This window comes from Psychrobacter sp. TAE2020, assembly GCF_018919485.1.
Taxonomy (GTDB): Bacteria; Pseudomonadota; Gammaproteobacteria; order Pseudomonadales; family Moraxellaceae; genus Psychrobacter.
This window is the reverse complement of sequence record NZ_JAHLMU010000001.1, coordinates 333,371-358,996: the sequence shown is the minus strand read 5'-3', so window position 1 is coordinate 358,996 and position 25,626 is coordinate 333,371. Positions and strand designations below refer to the sequence as shown.

19 protein-coding genes and 1 pseudogene are annotated in these 25,626 nt (G+C 40.1%); 8 read left to right on the top strand and 12 right to left on the bottom strand.

What is annotated here, in order from left to right; translation table 11 throughout:
* Nucleotides 1-129 precede the first annotated feature (129 nt).
* Both KPY62_RS01340 and otsB read right to left on the bottom strand, forming a co-directional pair.
* The gene (locus KPY62_RS01340) at nt 130-1,725 is read right to left on the bottom strand and encodes an alpha,alpha-trehalose-phosphate synthase (UDP-forming) (protein WP_216580486.1); all 1,596 of its coding nucleotides are present in this window, start codon (nt 1,723-1,725) and stop codon (nt 130-132) included.
* 35 nt (nt 1,726-1,760) lie between these two features.
* Nucleotides 1,761-2,708 (bottom strand): trehalose-phosphatase, encoded by a 948-nt coding sequence (otsB, locus tag KPY62_RS01335; RefSeq protein WP_324033703.1) that lies wholly within the window; start codon nt 2,706-2,708, stop codon nt 1,761-1,763.
* Between the two features lie 775 nt (nt 2,709-3,483).
* Between otsB and KPY62_RS01330 the strand changes: the two genes are divergently transcribed.
* On the top strand, nt 3,484-3,915 hold the full coding sequence (locus tag KPY62_RS01330) for a hypothetical protein (protein ID WP_216580485.1): 432 nt from the start codon (nt 3,484-3,486) through the stop codon (nt 3,913-3,915).
* Nucleotides 3,916-4,160: 245 nt separating this feature from the next.
* Here KPY62_RS01330 and KPY62_RS01325 read toward each other — a convergent pair whose 3' ends face one another.
* A complete protein-coding gene (locus tag KPY62_RS01325; RefSeq protein WP_216580484.1) occupies nt 4,161-4,868 on the bottom strand; it encodes a 3'-5' exonuclease in 708 nt (235 codons plus the stop codon).
* A 367-nt stretch (nt 4,869-5,235) separates the two neighbouring features.
* On the opposite strand from KPY62_RS01325, the gene KPY62_RS01320 reads away from it, so the two are divergent.
* Together KPY62_RS01320 and KPY62_RS01315 are read left to right on the top strand one after the other, a co-directional pair.
* A complete protein-coding gene (locus KPY62_RS01320; RefSeq protein WP_228730519.1) occupies nt 5,236-5,895 on the top strand; it encodes a glutathione S-transferase in 660 nt (219 codons plus the stop codon).
* 273 nt (nt 5,896-6,168) lie between these two features.
* Nucleotides 6,169-7,305, top strand: a complete 1,137-nt coding sequence (locus KPY62_RS01315; protein WP_216580483.1) for a M14 family metallopeptidase — start codon at nt 6,169-6,171, stop codon at nt 7,303-7,305.
* A gap of 258 nt (nt 7,306-7,563) precedes the next feature.
* Here KPY62_RS01315 and KPY62_RS01310 read toward each other — a convergent pair whose 3' ends face one another.
* The 3 genes and pseudogenes from KPY62_RS01310 to KPY62_RS01300 all read right to left on the bottom strand — a co-directional run bounded on the left by KPY62_RS01310 (nt 7,564) and on the right by KPY62_RS01300 (nt 8,763).
* Nucleotides 7,564-8,205 carry a TetR/AcrR family transcriptional regulator gene (locus KPY62_RS01310; protein ID WP_216580482.1) on the bottom strand — a complete coding sequence of 214 codons (642 nt, stop codon included), beginning with the start codon at nt 8,203-8,205 and terminating at the stop codon, nt 7,564-7,566.
* A gap of 47 nt (nt 8,206-8,252) precedes the next feature.
* Nucleotides 8,253-8,459, bottom strand: a pseudogene (locus KPY62_RS14010) (IS3 family transposase); the annotation flags it as partial.
* Nucleotides 8,460-8,523: 64 nt separating this feature from the next.
* Nucleotides 8,524-8,763, bottom strand: a complete 240-nt coding sequence (locus KPY62_RS01300) for a DDE-type integrase/transposase/recombinase (RefSeq protein ID WP_216580480.1) — start codon at nt 8,761-8,763, stop codon at nt 8,524-8,526.
* Between the two features lie 410 nt (nt 8,764-9,173).
* On the opposite strand from KPY62_RS01300, the gene KPY62_RS14005 reads away from it, so the two are divergent.
* The 5 genes from KPY62_RS14005 to arcC all read left to right on the top strand — a co-directional run bounded on the left by KPY62_RS14005 (nt 9,174) and on the right by arcC (nt 15,739).
* Nucleotides 9,174-9,437: an AMP-binding enzyme gene (locus KPY62_RS14005; RefSeq protein WP_416384045.1), complete on the top strand. Its 264-nt coding sequence runs from the start codon at nt 9,174-9,176 to the stop codon at nt 9,435-9,437.
* A 788-nt stretch (nt 9,438-10,225) separates the two neighbouring features.
* The gene (locus KPY62_RS01290; protein WP_216580478.1) at nt 10,226-10,705 is read left to right on the top strand and encodes a hemerythrin domain-containing protein; all 480 of its coding nucleotides are present in this window, start codon (nt 10,226-10,228) and stop codon (nt 10,703-10,705) included.
* Between the two features lie 181 nt (nt 10,706-10,886).
* Nucleotides 10,887-11,270, top strand: a complete 384-nt coding sequence (locus tag KPY62_RS01285) for a DUF1971 domain-containing protein (RefSeq protein ID WP_216580477.1) — start codon at nt 10,887-10,889, stop codon at nt 11,268-11,270.
* Nucleotides 11,271-12,221: 951 nt separating this feature from the next.
* Nucleotides 12,222-13,904 carry an NAD-dependent malic enzyme gene (locus tag KPY62_RS01280; protein ID WP_216580476.1) on the top strand — a complete coding sequence of 561 codons (1,683 nt, stop codon included), beginning with the start codon at nt 12,222-12,224 and terminating at the stop codon, nt 13,902-13,904.
* Nucleotides 13,905-14,797: 893 nt separating this feature from the next.
* Nucleotides 14,798-15,739 carry a carbamate kinase gene (arcC, locus tag KPY62_RS01275; RefSeq protein WP_216580475.1) on the top strand — a complete coding sequence of 314 codons (942 nt, stop codon included), beginning with the start codon at nt 14,798-14,800 and terminating at the stop codon, nt 15,737-15,739.
* A 298-nt stretch (nt 15,740-16,037) separates the two neighbouring features.
* On the opposite strand, the gene KPY62_RS01270 is transcribed toward arcC, so the two are convergent.
* The 6 genes from KPY62_RS01270 to KPY62_RS01245 all read right to left on the bottom strand — a co-directional run bounded on the left by KPY62_RS01270 (nt 16,038) and on the right by KPY62_RS01245 (nt 25,616).
* The gene (locus KPY62_RS01270) at nt 16,038-16,910 is read right to left on the bottom strand and encodes a DUF2877 domain-containing protein (RefSeq protein ID WP_216580474.1); all 873 of its coding nucleotides are present in this window, start codon (nt 16,908-16,910) and stop codon (nt 16,038-16,040) included.
* Nucleotides 16,911-16,979: 69 nt separating this feature from the next.
* Complete coding sequence (locus KPY62_RS01265) at nt 16,980-18,401, bottom strand: DUF1116 domain-containing protein (protein ID WP_216580473.1); 1,422 nt, start codon at nt 18,399-18,401, stop codon at nt 16,980-16,982.
* Nucleotides 18,402-18,453: 52 nt separating this feature from the next.
* Entirely contained in the window at nt 18,454-19,989 is a 1,536-nt protein-coding gene (fdrA, locus tag KPY62_RS01260; RefSeq protein ID WP_216580472.1) for an acyl-CoA synthetase FdrA, read from the bottom strand.
* Nucleotides 19,990-20,450: 461 nt separating this feature from the next.
* Nucleotides 20,451-21,404 (bottom strand): NAD(P)-dependent oxidoreductase, encoded by a 954-nt coding sequence (locus KPY62_RS01255; protein WP_216580471.1) that lies wholly within the window; start codon nt 21,402-21,404, stop codon nt 20,451-20,453.
* Between the two features lie 875 nt (nt 21,405-22,279).
* Complete coding sequence (locus tag KPY62_RS01250; RefSeq protein ID WP_228730518.1) at nt 22,280-23,557, bottom strand: type III PLP-dependent enzyme; 1,278 nt, start codon at nt 23,555-23,557, stop codon at nt 22,280-22,282.
* Nucleotide 23,558: 1 nt separating this feature from the next.
* Nucleotides 23,559-25,616 (bottom strand): IucA/IucC family protein, encoded by a 2,058-nt coding sequence (locus KPY62_RS01245; protein ID WP_216580470.1) that lies wholly within the window; start codon nt 25,614-25,616, stop codon nt 23,559-23,561.
* Nucleotides 25,617-25,626: the final 10 nt, after the last annotated feature.

Below are 25,626 nucleotides of genomic sequence, written 5' to 3'. Positions count from 1 at the left end.
CTAATTTTTATTCATCACCCGTTTGGGTGGTAAGCGCACATTTACTAGCAGTCTACTATCTGTGCTTATGACTTAAGCTATGCTAAATAAAAGCTATCTCAAATATAAGCTACCTCGAATATAAGCGATCTACGATACTGGGCATTTCAAATACAGTTTATCTAAGAATTTTTGTTGCCAAGCGTATAAATCATCCTGCTGCAAGCCTTGTAACAACGTCTGATAACGGGCCTTTCGCTGCACTAATGGCATCTCTAAGGCAGTCTTTAAACCCTGTATTATACTTTTAGGCTGATGTGGATCGATAATGACCGCTGCCTGCATCTGCTCAGCCGCCCCTGCATATCGTGACAATAACAACACTCCAGGATTATCGGGATTTTGGGCAGCAATGTATTCTTTAGCAACCAGATTCATTCCATCCTTAAGCGAATTTACCCAACCAATATCGCTATGCCAAAACGCTGTCATCAAAGTGTTATGGCTTAATACCTCTTCGCTATAGGTAATCGCCTGCCAATTATCTATAGGATGGTCAGTTTCTAAAGCCTCAGTTTTAAAATAACTCATAGTAGGTTCACTAGGCAAAAATTGCTGATTCACATTATCCACTACTTGTTTGACACTGTTATAAAGCTGCTGATAGACGGGGAGAGCTAAGCGACTAGGACAAGCAATTTGTAACAACTTTAGCTGATTTTGATAAGTTGGATATTGCTGTAAAAAACAGCGATATGCTGAGAAACGCTCTAATAAGCCCTTAGAATGATCAATCCTATCTACAGCAATAATCTGTTGGGTAGCTTGTTTTACAAGCTGTTTCTTTTGAGTATATATTGTGGACTTTGCCAGTAAGTGAGCGGATGAGTTAATAATCTGTTGCTGAATTTTGTTTACATTAACTCCGATTGGATAGGCATCAATCGATAAGCAGTGCGAGCTGTCTAAGCCTAGGTCAATCATGAGCTGCACAGCAGTTGAGCTTGCAAAATCTTGCTTAGGGTTTATTGAAGCATTAGCTAAAAGACGCTCTGGTAGATAATGCTGTACGACTTTAAGACAGTTGGTTTTATCTTGTTGAGTTTGAGTACCAATAACATCGTAGTGAGCAAGATGCTTAATTAATTCGGCACTTTCATCAAGCTGCTGCCAAAACGATAAGGCAACAAATGGAATGTGCAAAAAAAACCCGATACGATTATTAATTCCTAGCTGTCGACAATAATATGCGACACTTAAAAAATGATAATCATGTACCCAAATTACATCGTCAGGCTCAATAGTCTTCTTTAATTGTCTAGCAAAAAGACGGTTTATCTGCTGATAGCCTGCATAGTCTTGTGCTGCTTGGCTGATTAAATCGAGTCGCTCATGTAATAGTGGCCACAGCACATTATTGGCAAAACCGCAGTAAAAACGTTGATATTGTTGAGTGTTTAGAGCAGTAGTAATATAAGTAATTGTAGTATTAGCTGGCTGCTTCTCAGTGCTTGCTAAATTATTACTTATGGAAACGGTTTGTTTACTATTGCTAAATCCACTGGTAATAGAGTCGTCACAAGCATCATTACCGCCACCTTTAGTTTCGATGATTTCACCGTTCCAGCCCATCCAGATATTCGAATTACCTATAAGTATTTCGTGCAATGCTACTGCCAGCCCGCCTGCTATTGGATTATTGTCAGGCATTTTTACTCGGTTGGATAACATAATTAAACGGCTCATATAGGATATCTCATTACTTTTTGGCAGTTTTAGGGTCAGTAAGCGTCTACTAAATCAGCGGGTAAAACGCTACGTTTTTGGCAAAAGGTTAAAAAACTCTCAAGTAAAAAACTTACTTCTTCAATGTTACGCACATAATAGTTTGCACCACTTGGCTCACTACCCACTTTAATACCCATACCCTTTATTGAGTCTTGGCAGTCTTCTATTAATCTGCTTGTCTTTATTGATCTATCTAGCATATCCTCTTCACCTTGTACTGCTATAAAACCTGCCTCATCAGTAAAGTCATCACCAATAAATATAGGACAAAGGCTAGTGTTGGTCTGCATCGTCTTTAACAAAGTTAAAATTGCTGTGCCTTTATCTACCCCTTTTGGCACTATCTCCCAAACATATTTACCGGGTTTTAATAGCCAGTCAGAATAATTCTTCAATGCTATTGACGTAATGCTATAAGCCACTTGTGCTAAAGCAGGGTTTTGCCGATAGTGTAGAGCGACAGAATAAGGTTTATCTTCTATAGTGAAACCCTGATAGGACAGACACGATTGAGTAATAGCTTGCCTTATCTCATCGAGCTCAACGACATTCACCTGCGCAGCTCTAGTATTTTTATTGTTGGTATCATTGTCACATTGCTGGTGCTTGCTAGTTTCAAAAGCTACTTCTAGGCCATGAGTAGCAGCAATCGAAGCGGATATAAAACGCAGCATTTGCCTTGCTTCAGTAAGACTTCGCCCAGTTACAAAAGCGATTTCAACGCCTTGATCTTGTATTCTTCGCAAAAGCATTAAGGTTGATTTGGGGATAAAGCTATCCTTCGGATTTACTGTAAACTCTGCAAGCGTGCCATCTATATCCAAAAATAAAGCATATTGCTGATGAATAGATAAATAATCAGCAAATTTATTTGGTTGTATATATTCTGGCTCTATATACAGAGGCTCACCATTTAAGCTTAGTTCTGTTATTGAGGTCACGCTTATCCCTTTTTAATTAATATTTTTAATAGGCTATTATCCTTCGCCTAATTTAAGCCAGCTTAGCGTTAAACTATTTGCTAAAAGTTGACCGATTTTTAATGATCAATTGCTGTTCAACAGGCCTTAATATTAATAATAAGCAAGCTAAATTAATGATAATTCTGCCATAAAATTAATTATGATTCATTGGCGACAATGGTCAGTTTGGCATCAATTTTGTAACTCGTTAAGAATAATGTTAATCTTTTGTACTGGCAATAATCATGCTCTCCCTATAGATTGCGAGCATACTTTTGCAAGTGTCCATTTAATAAAATAAAAAGTACAAAAAACCCTTAGCGCCACTACCTAGATAGGGTGAAGGGTTTTTGTTTTTCAATATGTCCTAATGATTTGGATACTAAAAAAAGATATCTAGTATTAGTAGACTGGTGCTTAGAAGCTAAATGATTAGGTGGCTTAAAGCAGTAGTTTATCTTTAACTTATTAAACTATATTGGCAGATTATATTAATAAGAAAATAGCTACATAGGGCAACTGTTTAAGGCTTGAAGCGTTTTTTAAATTCTGATCAAAACTACCTTGATACAAGTCATCTGTAGTAATAGAATGATTGTTAATAGGCTAAAATAAAAGTATAAAAATACCTTAAGTTGAGTAAACATAATTTACCTATTGAAACTTATGAGATACAGACAGCTGAAGAAGTAAGGTAGTAAGCTTAGGACTAGCACTACAAAACTAAAAACAATTAAACCAGAGGTATTAAATCATGAGCAATACTGAATCTATGGATGATAAGAAGCATACTGATAGTGAAGGAAACAAAGGGTCAGAAGCTAAGGATAATAAAGACACTCATAAGTCTAATGCTAAAGAGAACAAAGACACTACGAAGTCGGATGCTAAAGATAGTAAAGAATCAAACAAGTCAGACGATAAAGATAGTAAAGAATCAAACAAGTCAGACGATAAAGATAGTAAAGAATCAAACAAGTCAGACGATAAAGATAATACAGAGTCTAATAAATCTGATGATAAAGATGACAAAGAGTCTAAAAAATCCAATGAAGAGGGTAAGACTTCTTTAGTTGAAGCTGCTACTACGAAGGCTAAAGGGGTTGTCGGAACACTAGCTGATATAGCAGCTGATACTATGGAATCAGCGGCTAAAACTATTAAACAAGCTCGTAACAAAGATTAGTTGTTTGAGAGTTAGACAAAGCCTTGCTATACGCAAGGCTTTTTTTATGCGATTTCCCTAGCCAAGACACAGGCGCTGCTCAAGACACAGGCGCTGCTATAGTACTGACATAAAATTATTATAGGGTTTGCTTGCTACGTTGTTGGCTTATAAATAGCCATTGTACAAGCGGCTAAGCTCTATAAAAAATACAGTTGGTAGTAATAAAACTTGCTGCATAACTCTATTGATAACGATTGCTACAATTACAATGCCTGCTTGCAAGCTTGAGCTAAGTAGGGATCGACACTGTCCTGCTTGAGCAGCCATTTAAGATAGCCCGCCCCATCAGAACTGCTCGCTAAATCTGCAATAGCCTCGCCTTTATGTTTACCAAAACTCAAGTGAGTAGGTATACGGGCCTTCTGGCTAAAGTCATATAAGCTAGCTATGTCAGTGATGGCATGACCTTGATTATTAGCTAAGTCAATTAGACTGCTAAGCACTAGCTGAGTGAAGTAAATATCAGCAATAGCAGCGTGTGCTTGCTTTGCTTGAGTGCGAGCGATATCACGATGGAAGTAATAAAGTAGAGATACTAGCTTATGGCTATCGAGGGCAGGTAGCAGATGGCTTGCCATAGCAAAAGTACATATCAATTTAGGCGTATGTGTGACGCCAGCATTATGTAAAACCTGCATATCAAAATCGATATTATGACCTACTAAGTACTCGACATTGCTAGGTAGTTTAAAGTCTGTATGAGGGGACTCATTGGCGATATCCTCCTCACATATATGTGATATCGCCATAGACCCTAAGCTGATTTCTTTTAGAGGGTTAAAACGCTTAGCTCGTGGCTCTTGCAATACTGCTACCTTACCATTATTTAAATCAATAATAGAGTAGGCCGCTTCAGTCATGTGTGGTTCAATAAGGCCCGTGGTTTCTGTATCAAGTATATATGTGGTCATTATAAGCCTCTATAGCGTTGAGTTATCAGTAGTGCTTGTGATTTGAAAGTCTGCAAATGATAGTTTGCAAATAATAGTCTGCAAGTGACAGTTTGTGAGTAATAGCCTAAGCGTTAAGCTATGCTAATTTAGTAAAAGTAGTGCTATTGCCAGTGAACTAGATGGCCTTTATAGTTTGATGATTAACCAGAGATTATGACCCTAGATAGGGCTATTGTAATGATAAATCATCAGTTATTGTCAAGCAGAATTGAGCCTAAGCTATAAAAGCTATTTTTTCAATAGTTGCTGGTTAATAACTGAGTGCTTAAACCATTTTGCGGACTCTTTATCCTCATTCATTTTGTTTTAACGGCGGTAACTTTCTATGAGCTCTGTTTTAGCTATGACTTCCTCACTTCCTCTGCTGTACTCTTTTCGTCGCTGTCCTTATGCTATGCGCGCCCGTCTTGGTTTACTATTTGCTGAGTTACCAGTAGAGCTGCGGGAGATAGTGCTAAAGAACAAGCCAGCTCAGATGCTTGAGATTAGCCCGAAAGGCACTGTGCCAGTGTTACAGCTCGTTGATGGTACGGTGATTGCAGAGAGCGTGGAGATAATGAGATGGGCGCTTGAGCAGCAAGACCCGCAAGGGCTTTTGGTAGCATGCGTTTCCCTGCAAGCTAAGGCCTTGATCGAACAAAACGATAATGACTTTAAACATTGGCTCAATCGCTATAAGTATGCCGATCGTCATCCTGAGATGACGCAGATAGAATATCGGCAACAAGGTGAGGTCTTTTTACAGCTTCTAGAATCGCTATTGACTAAAAATGCTTACCTGTTAGGCAGCAGTCCAAGTATTGCTGATATTGGCATAATGCCTTTTGTGCGCCAATTCGCTCATGTAGATCGTCAGGTTTTTTATAGTCTACCTTACCCAAAGCTACAGCTATGGTTACAACACTGGTTACAGCACCCCTTGTTTCTACAAGCTATGACTAAGTTTCAGCCATGGCAAGAGGCTGATGATGTGGTTATCTTTTAACAGGACTATTTCGGGCACTTGCCGTTTCGTTTACTAGTGGTTATTACTATCTAGCCAACAGGGTTTCGGTAACCTAAGCTTATCAGCTACAATAGCTGATTCGATTGGTTGGGCTATAGTTAATTTCGTTCAATCTAATTGAGTAATAGACAGCGAATCTTTTTATAACTTGAGTCATGACTTGCTTACCCAAGTTCAAGGTTTAGTAGCAATACAAGGATTCTGCTGGCCCGTACCCTCTAATTTATGACAATAACTAATTAAGGAAAAATCATGCATATCAGTGCTAATTTTGATGCCGGTAATATTGAAGTCATTAGCTTAGAAGATAAAAAAAATATCCAATTGGCTATTCGTCCAGACGTTGGCGGCGAGTTTTTTCAATGGTTTAACTTTCGTATAACCGGACAGATCGATGAGCAATATGTGCTTAATATTCTCAACGCAGGGCAAGCAGCATTCCCAGCAGGATGGGATAATTATCAAGCAGTGGCCTCATACGATCGTGAATATTGGTTCCGTCTGCCCACCTCTTATAAAGACGGCAAGCTAACCATAATGGTAGATATGGAATGTGAAACCATTCAAATTGCTTTTTTTGCCCCGTATAGTTACGAGCGTCATCAAGATTTATTAGCTGCTGTACAAATGCATCCGTTAGTGACTTTAGAGCATTTAGGCGAGACCTTGGATAAGCGCGACTTAACTTTAGTTAAAATTAGTGATGACGATAGCGATAGTGAAAGCAAGCGCAATATTTGGATTACGGCTCGTCAGCATCCTGGTGAGACTATGGCGGAATGGTTAGTCGAAGGTCTGCTGCATAGCTTGTTAGATAGTGATAATGCTACTGCTAAGTTGCTATTAGACAAGGCTAACTTCTACGTTGTGCCTAATATGAATCCTGATGGTAGTGTACGTGGTCATCTGCGGACTAACGCAGTCGGCACTAATCTAAACCGTGCTTGGTCAGACCCAAGTTTAGAAGAGAGCCCTGAAGTTTTTCATGTGATTAATAAAATGGAAGATACTGGTGTTGATCTGTTTTATGATGTGCACGGTGATGAAGAAATACCTTTTGTATTCCTTGCTGGCTCTCAAGGTACGCCGAGTTATAATGACCGCCTTGCAGGTCTACGCGATAGATTTGCAGAAGTGTTAAAACTAGCCAGTGCCGACTTTCAGACTAAAGAAGGCTATCAGGTTGATGCACCGGGTAAAGCTAATATGACTCTCGCCACTCACTGGGTTGCCGAACGTTTTGACTGTCTCGCTAATACTTTGGAGATGCCATTTATAGATAATAATAACCTTCCCGATGCTGATACCGGTTGGTCGCCAGAGCGCTGTATTAAATTAGGCGAAGCCTCGTTAGTCGCTATGTTGGCGGTCGTTGATGATTTACGTTAAGTAGTGACTTACGTTAATTAGTGACTTAAGTCATTGAAACTGATAAAACCTTAGCAAGTAATTGCTAAGGTTTTATTTTTTAGACCAAGTTACAGGATATTTATATTTTTTACTAAAGTTAATCCTAAATAAAAAGAAACCATCCATTACAGCATGCTGCTGGTATAAACTTTCCTTGTGTGCTGCGTTTCTAGAGGCTGCACAAAATTGATCTCAGTAGCCCTTCAATTGTTAAGCTAATATTTTATAGTGGTTATATTAATCTATTTCAGGATTGCTAATAGCCCGCCATAAAATAGTAAATAGCCCATCAAAGTTCTCATTCAGGGAATCTGGCTTTTTGCGTATGATATGCATGAGTCCTAAGCGGCTAATAAAAGCTATAAACACATCGAATAAAACGAACAAAGGCACAGTGTCATTCAATATACCTTGTTGCTGTCCATCGCCTAATACTTGCATAAAAGAATCAACCAACTCTTTATTATCATAAATAGCTATCTCTCGATAACGAGAGGCGGGCACTGCTGTGGACAATACTATTATAGCATCTGGGATTTTATCAATAAAATCAAAGAACATCCAAAGCGTTTTACGAAGACGATCTCTAACGCTCTCGATACCTTGCAAATAATCAATCATACGAATTGCTAGACGGCCTAATACTCTATTTAAAATAGTATAAATGATGGTTTGCTTGTCACCAAAATAGTTATACAGAGTCTTTAATGACATATTTGCTGTACGAGCTACCTGTATCATGCTGACTTCAGTAGGATCATGATTCGAGAATAACAGTAGCACTGCTTTTTCAAGCTTATCTAAAGTTGCCGGTCGCATCGCTGATATTGGTTTTAATGCTTTATTCAGCGCTTTATGGTGCAGATCTCTATTTTCCATTCCTTATCCTCTAATGTCATAGCTTCGGTTGCACTTGTAGTGGTCAACTAAATTAGGACACCTGATAAGAGGTTTTTGTTAAAGTAGTGTTTCTCTTTTTCTAGCGGTGTTAAATAATCATTGAAACTGTGCGATCTCACGGTTTGATAATAGCCCCATATATAATCACAAATAGCTTGTTTGGCTTCAGCGATATCTTCGTAACCACCCTTTGGCATCCATTCAGTCTTAAAGCTTCTAAAGAAGCGCTCAGTTAGTGCGTTGTCCTATGAGCGAGGATTAGCAAAGCACTGCCTTGTCCGAGTGCAAGACGGAGAGCTATGCCGGTAGTGGATTACCACGACGACTCATGCTTGGTATCATACCGTCACAACTCGCCACGGATTCAGCGAATGTCTTGCTGGTGTAATGCGCCCCCTGATCTGAGTGAAATAGTACATTGCTGGGTTTGAGTCTCGTGTAATACGCCATCTGTAGTGCTTTACGGGTAAGTATACTATCAGGGGAATCTGAGACGGCAAAGCCCACTATACGTCTGGCATAAAAATCTAAAACCACCAGCCGCCTTTGATACGAATATAGGTGACATCGCCCGTCCAGACTTAATTGCGCGCAATTGGGCTAAAGTTGCGGTCTAAAATATTGGCATGGGTTCTATGTTCTTGATTAGCATGCTTATACTTGTGCGTCTTAGGCTGACAGCTTCTGAGTTTTATACTTTTCATAAGATTGCTTGCTAAGTAACGCGTTGGCATAATACTGTGCTCATTCCACAGAATAGCGATAATAGTGCGAGCGCCAGCCGATTACTTTGAGTCGTTAAATATTTACGAATTAATGCCTTGTGCTTGACGGTTTCAAGACTGATGGACTTGGGCTGTATGCTATAGTAGTAACTGCTTTTCATCACGCCAAATAGCTTATACAGAAGACTTTTACTGATCCGTTTGTCTTGCTCTACCAGCTGACTGATTAGCGATAGCCGTTCAGGCTGTCCAAGGCCAGCAGAGCAGAAGCCTTTTTTAGAATATCGCGCTCCATCCTTAAACGCTTATTCTCTTTACGCAGCTCTTGAAGCTCACGCTGCTCATCCGCCTATTGCCGATGTGGCGATCGTAGGTGCTCCTGATGATATTCTTGGTGAGCGTGTTTGTGCTTTTGTAGTCGTTAAAACTGATCAACAGCTTGATCTTGAATCTATCAGTACTTACCTTCGTGATGAAAAGGCATAGCAGATTTCAAACAAGTTGAACGCTTAGAGATAGTAGAGTCGCTTCCTTGTAACGCCATTGGCAAAGTTCTTAAAACGGCTTTGCGTAATGAGCTGGTCTGATAGCAGTTAATAAGTTATCAAACGACTTTATTGAGTAAAGCATAGTAATTATGACGTTAAACACTAAAGTGCTAAACAGTACGGTGCTAAACCATGCAATGCTAAACAGCAAAAGAGTTGTTCACACTATATTGCGCTTAATGTAAACAACCCTTTTTGCTGCTATTAAAAGTTACTTGTCACTATAATCTAACACTATCGATGACTATGATATTCGGCAACATAAGTCTTGCTGAGGAGAGTTGTAAAACAATAGAAGGCTTGCTGGCGATTGCCGAAAAACTGGCTATTGGATCCCCTAAAAATACTTCAGACTCATAAAATACTGCTTCTGAATCAACACTACTAAAGAGCTTTTCCTGACCTTATCGTTTAAGTGTTATTAAGGTATACTAAGGCTAAGTTGATAGGTCTACTAGTCTATGATCTAAGAGTATCAGCGCATATTCACTAATCTAGAGGGCTAAATAACTAGATGACTGAATAACTAGATGATAATCAACCACTCGATTCTAGGGTGAGGGTAATATACAGTCCAAGTGTAGTAGCCTATAGGTAAGAGTTTGCCTAATGGTGGCAATAGCAGATAGAGCGTTTGATAGGGAATGATTTTCCAAACCAAGTCAACAGTAAGATGATGCCTATCACTACATTGTGACATCAATAAAGCCTTCTAGGAGTTAATTTATGAAACGTGCCAATCAATTACAGCCTTTATCGCGTCAGCATCATCTTGGTTTAAATCTGGGGCGTCACGGCAAAGAGTGTGCTGACAATCCGCAGCAGATTGCTGAGCACTGGCAAGCACTGTGCTGTTATATGGGTGAGATGCATGACCACTTTAAACTAGAAGATGATTTGATTGTTAAGGGCTTGCATCCTTATCGTAACACCCAACCAGAAGTCGCCTCTGTACTTGACGAGCTAGCTACACAGCATAAGGCACTAGGTAAATTAATAACGGATATTGAAGCCTCTTTACAGAGTAAGGCAAGTTTGCCTACGGTTGCTCAGGTTCGACAGCTTGCTAATCTACTATATGATCATCTGCGTTTTGAAGAGCGTGAACTGTTTCCTATTAGCGAAAAGTATCTTACTGAGGCTGAACTTGATGCTGTCTATGAGGCAAGTCCAGATGATATTAAGCATTTAGAGGAGCGGCGTTAATTAAACCTTTCGAATCGGTTATAGTATTATCGACGTAGCCAGATAATGGTGATCGCTGTTAGTCATTGAATACTACCTTAATCAACACCACCGAATCATAATAACCCAATAACTAACCGCTAATAACCAGCCCTTAATAACCAAAATGCTATAACTGGACATTAGCAACCAAGGATTTACCATGAGCCGTCAAATCATCCCAAGTCACTGGAAAATCAAGCGTTCTACGCACTTTTTTACTAAAAATAAAGTTCCTAAAGCTTTATTAAATCATCACAACACAGCTAAAGGGGTGTTTGGTCAAATTTGCGTGATGCAAGGTACAGTTACTTTTTATGGGTTTGCTGATGAAGCGGCTACTGAACCTGAGCAAACCATAGTGATTGAAGCCGGACAATTTGCCGTCAGTCCACCTGAATATTGGCATAGGGTAGTGTTAAGTGAGGATGCTCAGTTCAATATTAACTTTTGGACAGAAGACGATACTGGCAATAAGTCTATGTTTAATAGCTCCACTATTCATAGCAAACCTATTGATAAACTATTTGATAAAGCTGATGAATAATAGCAACTAAAATCTGATTTTCCCTATGATAAGTTCACAGCAAAGTCATAAGCATATCCCGTTATGCTGGTTTAAAATATTGACGATTTGGTTATCAGTAAAGCGTAATGTTTTTATAGTGTTCACTTGCTGGTAGTCTGGAAATAAATCTCTACTGCTAAGCGTTGTTGTTTTTAGCGGGATTACCAGTTGCCTTCATCATAAATTAGAATATAATACTTTAGGTTAGCCAAGTTATTCGGCCAACACTGCTGCTCAATTAGAATTGGCATACAAATTGGTATTAGGTCGCTTGCAATCAAAAGCTTGGCTTTCACACCCGCCCAGCCTTTCTTCACTCAAACTAGTCCAATAGAAATATGACCACGCAAAAATTCCAAAATCTTAATGATATGGTTAAGTTTGATCTGTATATGTGCACAGCAAATAAATCATACCTAAATTAAGTACATCATTAGAGTCTGCTTGATCCTTCGAACACGGCACTAACACAGATCATTTTTTAGGCGCTGCTTTATTAATATTAGTAAGTTAAGAATATCTAGTTTAGTCGTTTAAGCAGGTGGTTTTAGCAAAGTAGCCGTAAAAACAGGTCTAGCCTCAGTTGCATTTAAGAAGGGGCTGATGCTGAAATTAGTCTATTCGCCGTACGGTTTATATAAAAGCAGCTAGCCTGTGCATCTGCATTATCTGCGTTTTTTACTCAGACTAGATTACAGCTTTAATAAATAGCTATCAGTAGTGCCTATTTGCAGGTATTCAGCACACCCTAATAATAAAGAAAATTTAAATTTTTATTGGTATCAGCCCTTGAACGTGTTGGTTTAAATTATTTTAAAAATGCTAAAGAAAAATATAAATTTAAATAATTTCTATTATTTAGACCATTGATAAAAATATTTAAACCCTTACTCTAACCACCACTATAAGCCTCACTAAGAAGATTTTATTATGTCAAACAAACGTCCGTTATATATTCCCTTTGCTGGGCCAGCATTATTAGAAACCTCTTTATTAAACAAAGGTAGCGCTTTTTCGTCAGAAGAACGTGATAGCTTTAATTTAACTGGTTTACTACCTCATACTATTGAGACTATCGAAGAGCAATCATTACGCGCTTACCATCAGCTTTCCTCATTTACTAGTGATATGGATAAGCATATCTATTTGCGTAATATCCAAGATACAAATGAGACGTTATTTCATCATTTGATTGAGCAGCATATCGAGGAAGTTATGCCGTTGATATATACACCAACGGTAGGCCAAGCTTGTGAGAAATTCTCTCAAATTTATCGCCGTAAACGTGGCTTATTCATCTCTTACCCTGAGCGCCATAAAATCGATGATATGCTACAAAACGCCACTAAACAAAAAGTAAAAGTGATCGTGGTTACTGACGGTGAGCGTATCTTAGGCTTAGGAGACCAAGGCATTGGAGGAATGGGAATTCCAATTGGTAAGTTATCTCTATATACGGCTTGTGGTGGTATCAGTCCTGCCTATTGCTTGCCAATCTTATTAGATGTAGGTACTAATAACCAACAGTTAATCGACGATCCTTTATATATGGGTTGGAGAAACCCACGTATTTCTGGCGATGAGTATAATGAGTTTGTAGACTTGTTTATTCAAGCTGTTAAACGTCGTTGGCCAGAAGTATTATTACAATTTGAAGATTTCGCTCAAGAAAACGCTACCCCGTTATTGAACAGATATCGTGATCAACTATGTTGCTTCAATGATGATATCCAAGGCACTGCTGCGGTTTCAGTTGGTACCTTGATTGCAGCGTGTTTAAATAAAGGTCAAAAACTTAGTGAGCAAAGAATAGCATTCTTAGGTGCAGGTTCAGCAGGTTGTGGTATCGCCGAGCATATCATTCGCCAAATGCAGCGTGAAGGTTTAACTGAAGAGCAGGCACGTAAACAAGTGTTTATGGTTGACCGCTATGGCTTACTAACCGATAGCATGACAGAGCTGCAAAAATTCCAAGCACCGTTAGTGCAAAAAGAATCAGATATCGTAAGTTGGGATAAGAGTCAGAAACTTGGCTTAGAGCAAGTGGTTAAACAAGCGAAAATAACGGTATTATTCGGCGTAAGCGGACAAAAAGGTTTATTTACACAAGAGATAGTCGAAGCCTTATGTGCTAATACTGAAAATCCAATTGTGTTACCACTTTCAAATCCAACGTCTCGTATTGAAGCTACTCCGCAAGAAGTGACTAACTGGAGTCGTGGTAAAGCTATTGTTGCAACGGGTAGTCCTTTCCCTAATACGACTTTTGAAGGTCAATCTTTTGAGGTTTCTCAGTGTAACAACAGCTATATCTTCCCAGGTATTGGCTTAGGTGTTTTAGCCTCACGTGCGACGGGTATCAGTGATAATATGCTAACGGCTGCTAGCCAAGCACTTGCAGATATCTCAATCGAGTATGACAAAGCACCTGGTGCAATATTACCGCCAATTAAATATATCAGAGAGATCAGTGAAAAAGTAGCCTATGCCGTTGCTCTACAAGCGATCGAAGATAAATTGGCTTTGCCTATAACGGCAGAAAATTTTGAACGTCGATTAAAAGCTAATTTCTGGTTACCTAAATATCGCACCTATCGCCGTACTTCTTTCTAACTCTATAAAACACCCATAAAACACCCGAATGTTATTGTTAAATAGCATTCGGTTTTTTTTATTTTTATTTTTGCTTTAATCTTAACTTTAATTTTTATTAATATAATGATTACTGGATTTGAAATAATAAAATTATAGTTTTTTACTATCGATTTTTATGAACAACATCTTAAGTATTTAGACAACATCGTAAGTATCTAAATCATTGATAGTTAGGTTATAAACGCTCTATATTTACTACAACCTATTATTAGCTATACTAAATTAATCACCTACTATAATAAAGCTGCGCTTATTAATGTCAATACGAGTTAAAGGCATTTTAGGATAAGTTCCGCTATATATTTACACCGCTTACAATCCTCATAAACACCCATAAAAAAAGGGCTTACATAGTTATATAAGCCTTTTTTGCTATTGCTAATATGCGGCTTGTAGTAGGGCTCGAACGTATTATTTAACCAACTAATGTTAAAGAGTGCTAGTTATTAATGAGTTCTTTATACCCACCAATATATCAACAGTTTATTTAAATAAATACTGGGTTGACTAGTCGAATTGAGAGCTATAGACTCCATGAAAATTATGAGTGGCTATGGTTAAGTTTGGGCGGTTTATTACCTCCACGCTTGAACTTTGTTTATTTCAAACTTTAGCATTATTAAAGCGATGGAGTAAGTATTAGGATGATTTCAATACTGACCTGTATTCACAAACTCACTATTTGTATCGCAGTACTAACAAGGCAATGAAAATATAAGACATCACAAGCTCGCCTGTAAAGTAGCTTTTATATAAAGTTTTTAGTACTGAAAATAATCATAGATAATTTTGAACACAGACCGGAAGTAAAGTATAAAAACCCTAAATATTAAAAAGAAACGGAGGCATTGATGGCAATAATTGTCGTAGCATTAGGTGGAAATGCATTGCAGCGCAAAGGCGAGGCATCAGCCACTGCTCAAAAGGCAGTAGCTTGCGAGACTGCAGTAAAGCTAGCTGCAATCGTTAGCCAAGGTCATCAGCTGATCATAGTCCACGGTAATGGACCGCAGGTTGGTAATATACTACTTGCACAGCACGCCATTGACTCTAAAGAGATACCTGCCTTGCCACTAGATACTTGTGTCGCGATGACGCAAGGTTCAATTGGTTATTGGTTGCAGCAAGCATTAAATAATGAGTTTCAAAAAAATAATCTTAATAAACAGGCTGTTTCTATAACTACCCAGATGGTTGTTAATAAAGATGATCCAAAGTTTCTTAGTCCAGATAAGCCAATAGGTCCATTTTATAACTCTAAAGATGAAGCAATAAATGCTGCTGATGGACAAGGTTATACTTTCCATGAAGATTCTGGCCGTGGCTGGCGACGTGTTGTGCCTTCACCAGCACCGGTTACAATAGTTGAGACCAACGCAATCAGAGCTTTAATAAACGCAGGAATAATACCCATTGTCGCAGGGGGTGGTGGAATACCAGTCATCAAGCAAGCTGATAATAGCTTGCAAGGTATAGAAGCGGTGATTGATAAAGATTCTTCAGCAGCTTTGATAGCTGAACTTTTAGGGGCTGACCAATTTATTATATTGACGACAGTGTCGACTGTTATGCTGGGATTTGGTACCCCTAAAGAGACTGCCTTAAACAGGGTTAGCAGTGATGACATCACACGCTATATAGACGATGGTCAGTTTGGAGCTGGCAGTATGCTACCAAAAGTTAAGGCCGCCCAGCAGTTCGTAAAGCATTCAGGTAATAATGCCATGATTGGAGAGCTAAATGAAATTGAAGCTATTATAGCCGAACACGCTGGAACAATAATTACTCCTTAGCTTTCTAATTTCTGCTATTTTTTTATGATGAGTACTTATTTTTTAGTACTCATTTTGCCAAGCAGGTAATACAACACTGCGCCTATCTTATATTAGCGCCTCCAATCATTGGCTATGCAGAACCGATCCTGAATAGTCGAATAGGGCACTAATAACGATCATCAAAAATCCTGATAAAACCCATACCTGTTGCAAAGTGAGCTGCCGTGCCGATCATGTAGACTAGTTTATGGTCCTTAAGATATTTTCCTTACCACTTATTTACGTCGGTATCATTTTTTTATTGATATAGCCACTTCTAGCCATCGTCCTTTGCAGCAATGTTCTGTAGTAATATCCAAGCATCAAGCATACCAACGCAAGTATCTTGACCTGAGGTAGCACCGTGCGCCAGTACCGTTTGTAATGCCTGCTCAAACGCATTATTTTGACTAGTAATGGCAATAAATAGCTCGCGCAGTGGTGCGCTGTAGCGGCAGTCAAGACCAGCATATAAACAGGCTTGACTAACCTCAGTTGTTGTTTTGATATTGTCTACAACCGCCTGCTTTATAGTGGCTAAATTGATACTATTACAAGCTACTGAATGATTTAGAACCAACAGCAGCCCTAGTAGATAGTCATCACCTGAAGGAGTTAGCCCAATGCCAAGGCCAATCAATTGCTTAGTTGCGTAAGCAATATCTTTAGATGCTGATTGGACCCAAGCTTGCTTTAGTTGCGCACGTCCTCTTTCAAGTCTAGCGACTTGAGCACTATTAAACACGTCGCCGGGCATAGCACCATAAAAGCTGCCTTTTTTCGCCTGAGCTTGTAGGTGTTGTGCAAATTGTTCTAGATAATGTTGCCTTGGTAAGGGCAATTGACAGTGATCTAAACGGTTTGTCACAAATTGGCAGCTATCTAGTACCAGAATGACGCTGTTAAAAGTAATAGCGGTTGGGGAAAGGTGAACGGTTTCACCAACAGCGCCTAATTTTTGACCAGGGCTATGTGAAGCTATCAAACCACTTGGTGCGTTTGGGCTATTGGCTGGAAAAATGCTTAGCAGCTCACCACTAGCAATTTGCAAATTAACAGCGCCATGAAAAACACTGTTAACCGTAGCCGTTTTTGAGGTCTGAAGCGCTGTGCGCCAAGCACTATCGGCTGTGATGGCAATAAATCGCATTTTATATAAACAGGCCTGTTGGTGAGTTTACTATTAATGAAGTCAAAGCCAGTTACACCGATTAATTACTTAGTTAATTGAAGCTGCCAACTTAACGATTGCTTTTTCAAACACTTCAAACGGTGGGTTAACCAGACCAGCGCCAATCATACCAATACCAGCGTCTTTATGAGCGATGGCGGTGTTAATAATAGGCGATATGCCAGTTTCAATGATTTTGATGACATCAATACCTGTTGCAAGACCACGAAAGTTGAGAATGGGAATCGTAATATTAGGGTTAGTCCCAGTGGTAATCTCCATCATATCTTTAGAGTAATTTAGGGCGTCTTCGACAGTACCACCGACCAAAGGAATAATTGCCGGAGCAGCCGCCATGGCGAACCCACCAATACCAAAAGTTTCAGTAATTGAGCTATCACCAATATCAAGACCTGAGTCTTCTGGCTTGTAGCCGGCAAACATGGGACCCATGACTTGCTGAGCGGGTCCAGTAATCCACTGGAATCCTTCCATATGCGAGACGCGAATACCAAACTCAGTACCGTTGCGGCACATAGTAGTGACGATAGTGCTGTTCTCTACACCATGAGCGGCGTCCATGGCGTTTTTACACACGGCCATCCAAGTTGGACCGGAGAAATAGTCGCTTGATTTTACAAACTCAAACACCTCCTTTTTCTGCTCATCTGTAAAATCAGTCTGAATAATGTAAGGGGCAAGTTCTTGCATGAGTAGCAATGAACCAGCAAAGTTACGGTTGTGATCTTCGTCGCCCATATGGATTGCTTGAGATAGTAGAAGGCGCAGATCAATTTCACCAGCGAGTTTCATAGCGGCTGATAGTATTGGACCGTGGACATCACGCATCCAGTTTAGTCGGTCAATAACTGATTGATCATTAGCGCCCATGCGCAGAATTTTTGCAAGTTGTTCAGATAAGTTAGTATAAGAGACATTACCATAAGTCTTGTTGTTAACCACATGCATGTACATGGATGCTGAAGTTACACCAGCCATTGAGCCAACACAGTCATGCTCGTGGCAGGGCGAGAACTGGACACCCCCTGAAGCGGCAACTTCTTCAGCCTCTTCAACAGTTTTTGCTAGGCCTTCAAAGACGATGGCACCAGTAACAGCACCGCGCATGGCTCCGCACATAGCTTCCCATTCAATGGGAGGTCCTGCGTGTAGAACCATAGTCTTGGTCATGCCGGGCACCACATTAATGGCTTGCTCGTAACCTGTCAGTACTTGATGTGACTGAGTGATTTTTTCAACTACTTGTTGATTAGCAGCCTTTATTTTAGCGGCTATGTCTGGCTGCTGAAGTTTTTTTAGCGCATCTTGCACTTCCTGAGAATACTTACGCGGCGGTGTCCAATTAACTTGAAGAGCGCTTGCCCCTTGTTTCTCAATATCGCTGGCGAATGAGATAAGACCAACGTTTATAATCGCCATATCTCTAGCTTTTTTACCAAATAATGACATGTTTTTCTTCCTTTTCTTTGGTATTGGTTACTACATTATTAGGTTTTAATTATTATCTAGGTAGCATTTTTAAGGCAATATTACCCATATCGACCACCGAATCGACCACATGAACCCCTAAATCTGTTAGTTGCTTAATCTGGCTTCGCTTATCTTGTGGGTCTCGGTTGGTGCCGAGTACGTAGGCGATGATTTGTAGCGAGCGCTGATCTTTTTTCGCCTGTGAATAGGCTTGCTTGATTGAGTCAGCCGCAGCGCCAACTGGGTCATCGCTTGCGCCATATCCCAATACGAAGTCGAGTAGTAAAACGGCTGTTTGGGAATCTCGTGCTTCTTTGATAAGTCGAGCATTACGAGCAGTTGGATCAATCATTGGATGGGGTCTGCCACTAGTGAATTCATCAGAACCCATATCAAGTAGTGCGTTATCGTAGCTAGTTGCCCCAATAGCTAATTGTTCCTTGGCTTTTTTTGCAACATTACTGACAGCTTTACCAGTAAGATGCTCAGTCGAATTTTTTAATACATAAAACACTTCATCGCAGATAGTGCCACCACAGAATACACCGCGAATAAATTTTTGACTTTTGCTAAAGGATGATCTGATGTTTTCATAGTCGAAGTCGTAGCTTTTACTATCATTATCAACAGCTATACCAGCTGCTTGAACCGCTTTTTTTGCAGCTTCTAAGGTGTTATTGGCGAAGTGCAGATTAGTGTCATTTTCTGTTTCGTCATTACCAATAAAGCAAATCACTACAGGCTTATCAATATTTTTAGCGACTTCCAGTACTTTATTAGCAATTGACGCTGCTGGTGGTTTTGAGACTAGGACGATGACTTTAGTTTGATGATCCTGAGCTAGCATATTTAGCCCATCAATCATCATGATGCCACCAATATCTTCCGATAAATCACGTCCACCAACCCCGATGAGTTGGCTGATACCACCGCCTAAAGTATCAACTTGTACGCTGAGTTCTTGAGCTCCTGTGCCAGAAGCTGCGACCACACCGATTAGACCACTGTTAACCGCGTTTGCAAAACACAAGCCAACATTATTGATAATAGCCGTGCCACAGTCTGGTCCCATGACCAGCAACCCTTTTTTATGGGCAAACTGTTTAAGTGCTAACTCATCTTCAACAGTGATATTGTCACTGAATATCATAACGTTTTTATCTTTATCTAACGCCTTTTGAGCCTCGGCAGCAGCGTATTCACCAGGTACTGAGATAATAACTAAGCTAGAGTCAGTGTCTTTGACAGCTTTATCAAGCGAGCGGTAAGAGGTTTGTTGTGCTTGACCAGATATGGTAGCCGTGCGTAACTCATCTATCTTTATTAATACTTCAGCGCATATCTCTTTAGTGGCGCATTCTACAGTGTAAATCATGTCACCAGTTGATGCTGCTTCAACTTCAGGAGTCATCAGGCCAACATCGCTGATAACGGCTTTATTCATCGCAGTACCCATGCCAATCATGGCTTTTTGCACACCCGGTAGCTTGTTAACCTGAGTTGAGAGGGTCATTAGAGTCATTGAGTCGGAGTAGACTCCTGCTAGTATTTTTGCTTGTACGGGCATCTTTATATCCTTTTTTAATTATGGTTATCATAGGACTATAGCTTAAAACTTAGGAGCATATAGCAGTGTGAAAAGATCATCAAGTAGGCGTGCATACCCTTAATACCCGTTATAAAAAAGCCTATACTACGAGTTTATAGAAACGGAAACTAGAGTTATAGCTAAGGGGATTGCAGATAAATTTATTGCTAATGATATTAAAGGTTTAGATAAAAGCAAAGTGATGATGGATAGTGGTATGCGCATTTACAGTGATGGCACTATAGTTGATAGTATTGGCTAACATTGCGTAATGTCGGGATAGGCGGCGTAGTCCATTAATAGCTTTATGGCTCGCTCAGCGGGTTATTTATTATTGAATGATGCGCTTATTTTATGTGGAAAACTTCCTTCCTATAACCTCTGTTTATTATACTCAATAAAACAAACCTACCGTGACGATAGGTTTGTTTTGAGCTGTTTTAGAGCACTATGTTTTCTTGTTGGCCTTTTTCCCATTTGCTAATATTGTTAAAGGTAATTCTGGCTCTTCTGATCATAGCTTCCTCTGTTGCATAGCCGATATGCGGGACAAGAACCGTATTCGGAGCGTTTAGGATAGGATAGTCTGTGGGAACTGGTGGCTCCATATCTACTCTATCTAAGCCAGCACCAGCGATTGTGCCAGCGTGCAGTGCTGCTGCTAATGCATCATTATCAACGATTGGCCCAACAGCAGTGTTGATTAACAATGAACTGGTTTTCATCAATGCCAGCTTGTCTGTATCAATCAAGCTCGTGGTGTCATTGGTTAGGGGGATATGAAGGGTGACAATATCACTTGTTTTTAACACATCATCTAATGCCTTGTATTCTACCCCTTTCTCTATCAGTTCTGCATTTACGCTTCTGTTATAAGCAATGACTTGGCAGCCGTAAGCCAAACCTAATTTAGCTACTGCGCTACCGATATCGCCAGTCCCTAATATGCCCAAAGTTTTACCGTTTAAATCAGTCTGTTTGTAGCCAGTCTTTGTACCGCCCTCTCTAGTGACTGCATCTAAAGGGATAATATTGCGTAATAGAGCGGTTATTAGGCCAAAAGTGAGCTCTGCTACAGAGTTTGTGCTGTAACCTGCAGCATTTGAGACTTTAATGCCTTTTTCTTTACATTTTGCTAAATCGATATGATTATAACCAGTGAAAGCGATTGAAATATAAGTTAGTTTTTCGGCAGCATCGATCACATCGCTACTCAGTGGCGTATTAGCTAGTACTAAAATCTCTGCATCTTTAATTCTTACCTTGATAGTCTCATCATCTAATTTTCCGTCGTCATACACAACTAACTCATGACCACTATCGGTTAAAGGTTTTGTTATTATATTTAACTCTTCATCACTAATTCCTAGAGATTCTAAGATTACTATTTTCATTTTTTATTCTTCCTTAATTTATTATGATTACCCTTAATAATACTGGGCGATTTTTATCTAACTACTTAATTATTCAAATATTTTTAAATTTTATTGATATAACTATCCTTAATAGTAATAACTTTACTAAAAGTCATGGCTAGTAGAGTCTAGGTCATACAACTAAATAAGGCAACCCGCTTTAAAGCCTAAGATCAACCGATATTTCAGCCTCTATAAATCATGGACAGTCTTAAATATAGTGAGTGCTACTAGGATGGGAGCGCTTAATTTTGCAGCGACGTAATACAAGAGTTGTAGTGGCCAACTAATTTAGGACGGTTGATAAGAGGTTTTTGTTAAAGTAACGTCTCTCTTTTTCTGCTTGTGGCAAATAATCATTAAAACGGTGTGGTCTCACGGTTTGATAATATCCCTAGATATAATCGATCATGGCGCTTTTAGCCTCAGCGATATTCTCATAACCACCCTTTGACATCTACTTAGTCTTAAAGCTCCTAAAGAGTCTTCAGCGGTCAGCATACTACCAAGTGAGTCTTACACGGCAAAGCCTATCGCTCGACGGGCATACAAACCTAAAAATGGCTAGATACCACTAGCCGCCTTTGATGCGAATATGGGTGACATCACCTGTCTATACTTGTTTAGGCGCAGATGGGCTAAAATTACGGTTTAATAGGTTTTCACGGGTCTTATGCGCATCATTAGCTTTCTTATATTTATAATTTTTTATTCAACGACTTTGAGATTCTATTTTTGCCATAAGCTTACCCGCCGGACTGTCCCACTTAAACCGGCTTTATTCTTTCCTAATTATTAACTGCGCATAGCAAAGACGCCCATTTTCCTTTATAGATTAAATTGGCCTTACCCTTTTATAAAAAAATCATTTTGGGTGGCTGATGCATTAGAAAATTTTGGTGAGAGATATTCCAAGCATAAGCGCCTGCTAATATAAAAGCTAGGTAATCGCCGATATTCAACGCTTTAATCCATTGGTCTTTTGCCAGTATGTCTTTGGGAGTACAAAGCTGACCGACAATGGTTGCCCTAGTGTTAGTGATAGCGGCTTGCTCTATCAGATCTTCTTGCAACTTGTTTTCCATTGCTTTGCTAACGGGGCGCGGCACGATGAAAAAAGGATGATTGTGCTGCTGCGCGGCGGGCGTTCTAAAGTGATGCGTGCCGCCATGACCAATCACAAATGTCTCGCCAAGATTTTTTTTAATATCCAATACCTCCATGACATAATAACCACAGAGCGCGGTGATAAAACGTCCAATCTCAAACCTTAAAGTAAACTGAGGATTTGATGTTAAGGTACTCGCAAGCTGTTGACAGAATACTTCCCAATCAAAATGCTGCGGATGCTGGTCATAGTGAATACCGATGCCGCCGCCCACATTGATGGTCAGTGATGAGGGCAACGACTGATAATTGTGCTGCCATTTCTTGACCATATCTATATAGCGCTGCATTAACAGCAGATGGCGCTCGACTGATAATTGATGCGACATTAAATGAAAATGAAACCCACAGAACTCAATAAAAGGGCTTGAGTCTATGATGCTTAACGCCTGCTTGAGATGGGTTTCATCCAATCCAAAGGGTGTAGGCTTGCCGCCCATCACTAGCTTACTGCTACCGATATCACCAATATCAATATTCATCCTTAAGAATATACGGACGGGAAGCTTCAAGGATTGACTTAAGGTTTGGATTCTAGTTAGCTCAACCAGACTTTCTACATGAATGGTATCGATTTGCTGTTGTATAGCTTGTTGCAAGTCTGAGGTAAGCTTCCCCGGTCCACCAAAAATAATAGGATGGTTTGGTTGGTGGGCCTGCAGCCAATTGAGCTCACCTGCAGATGCTGCCTCAAAACCATCCACATGGTCTGCCAATGTTGATAATATCTCAGGCTCAGCGTTGGCTTTGATGGCATAAAACAGCTGCGTATTATCAGGCAAGCAGCGCTTCATAGACGTTATACGTTCTTCTAGAGCTTCCAAGTCATAAATATACGCACAGAGCGGTGACGGCTGCGCACCATAATTGTGAACACAGTCAATTATTTTTGGAGGAAGTAGGTGTTTATCTGATGTCTCGATTGAGTATGTTGTTGTGCCGTCTGTCATCGCGTTTATTGTCATTTTAGGCATACCTTTGAGTTTGATTCAGCTGAGTTTTTTTATTAGAGTTATGGCTGTTATTATCATTGAGCGCAGAGGGCTGCCATGGGCAAGGAAGTATAACGTAGTCGGAATGTTTATCTGCAAGCATGAATAATCGAGTTTTATAATTGGTCTTACTTGGCAAGCTGCCACCCGCTAATAACGCCTGAATTTCAGGTTGAGTGCCATATACCAGCTGCCAATTCATTAATATATCTTTGACATGCTGCCAAAGTAGCCCCTCTAGAGTCTCCGCTGATTGCGCGCCTCGGCATAAATAAAAGATGGCCTCACTAAGATTGTTAACAAAAATGCAATAAGCAATACGTGACCATCCTGCCACTTTAGAGTAGCGGATGGACTGTTTGCAACGCTCAGATAAACCGGTCGCCTTATCAAGTGCCCACATCGTATCAACCAATTTGGTGCCTTCAAGATCTCGAATCCAAACGCATGTAGGCAGACCTTGATGAAAGCCAATTACTGTGTTTTGTAAATGCGGCTCGAACACAACGCCATGATTGAAGAAGTAATCAAACGTGCCGTCAATTAAAGTATTGGCATAACGATTGAACCATAAACAGGCTAGAGTGTCATAAGCTGGTTTATCATGATTACTTTGACCAGTGTGGATACAATGTTGTTGTAGCTGGCGCTCGATGACGCTGTCTCCAAACCTATCTTCCGTAAATAAGGCGGCAGCAACTTGCGGCGTAAGGTATTTAATGTCATCAGTAGTAAAAGACTCTCGAAACAACATGCCAAAGGCTTCAGTAATAAACTGAGTTGATTTGGCATCATCATCTGGGAACTTGGTGGTCATATCAAGGGTTGCGGCACCCGGCTCTAACATCAGTTTAAAAGCTGGCGCGGTCAAGCGCTTACTATAATCAATTTTTTCTAAAATATCATTTAGATACACGGCGCTGTGTAGCTCATACCAAGCGTTTTTGCGGATGCAATTGGTCAGACGAACATGAATAGAGCATTTTATGAAATGTGACAGCTGGTCATGATATAAGGTGCGCACCGATGAGGTTGGAGACACCGCCTTACCAGTCAGACCAAGTGGTATCATATATCCTGATGCGATTGCCCGCTTAATGGTCGGATTTGCCAAGATGCCATCAGCTTCCCAAGGATGACAAGGGTAGTAAACCCAATCGGTGTCGCTATCAGTACTGAAACTATCAGTGTCTGAATGAACAGACTCTAGTAAGTCGCCAGAATCAGCAAGTAACGTGCGAGCGATATTGTGCAGTACGGTTTTGGTGTCTTTGCCAATATAGCTGACGAGGGAGGAATCAACTTTAAACCAAAATAAGGCGAACTGACTTTGAGTTTCGGGCGAGTGCGCCAATAAAGATGTCATATCGACCCCTTGCCGGCTTTTCGGCGATGGGTGATACGCATGACCCCAAAGTAATGCCTGTTCACTATCTATATAGCCATTAACGGTAGATTTATCTTCCTGTACATCGTGATGGTAACTAGTGACGTGTTTGGCAGAAGTCTGCAAAAAAGCGGTAGTCACGCTGATACTATTATCAATCTGATGCTTTAGCTCTTGGTTGAGGTCAATTTGATAACGCGTAGCAATATAGCTGTGTAGATAATCTATCAATTGATGAATGTTGAGGCACCCCCACGACTGATTGTCTGCTTTTAGCCAAGGTGCTCCGCTCGGTTGGCATTTCCCCAAGCGACTAAAATATGTCGCTGGCAATACAATTTTTGCAGAAGAAGAGACATCGTTAGCCAAAGGAAATCGAATCGTCAGTAGTCGCTCGCTCGGGCAGACGCGGTTATCACGTAAGCACAGTGGCAAATCGTCAGAAGACTCATCAATGCGCAGGTCTTGATTGGGGATGGCAAACTCACGAAGATAACAATTGATGATATTCATCAGTGCATGCTGCTCAGACTTATACTGATAGTATTGCGAAAACAGGCTTGGCACTGGATTATTTGCTACTGATTTACTAGGCATTAAGCAACTTGGTATCGAGTTATTTGATAGTGAATTGTCTGGTTTCATAAGTGATGTC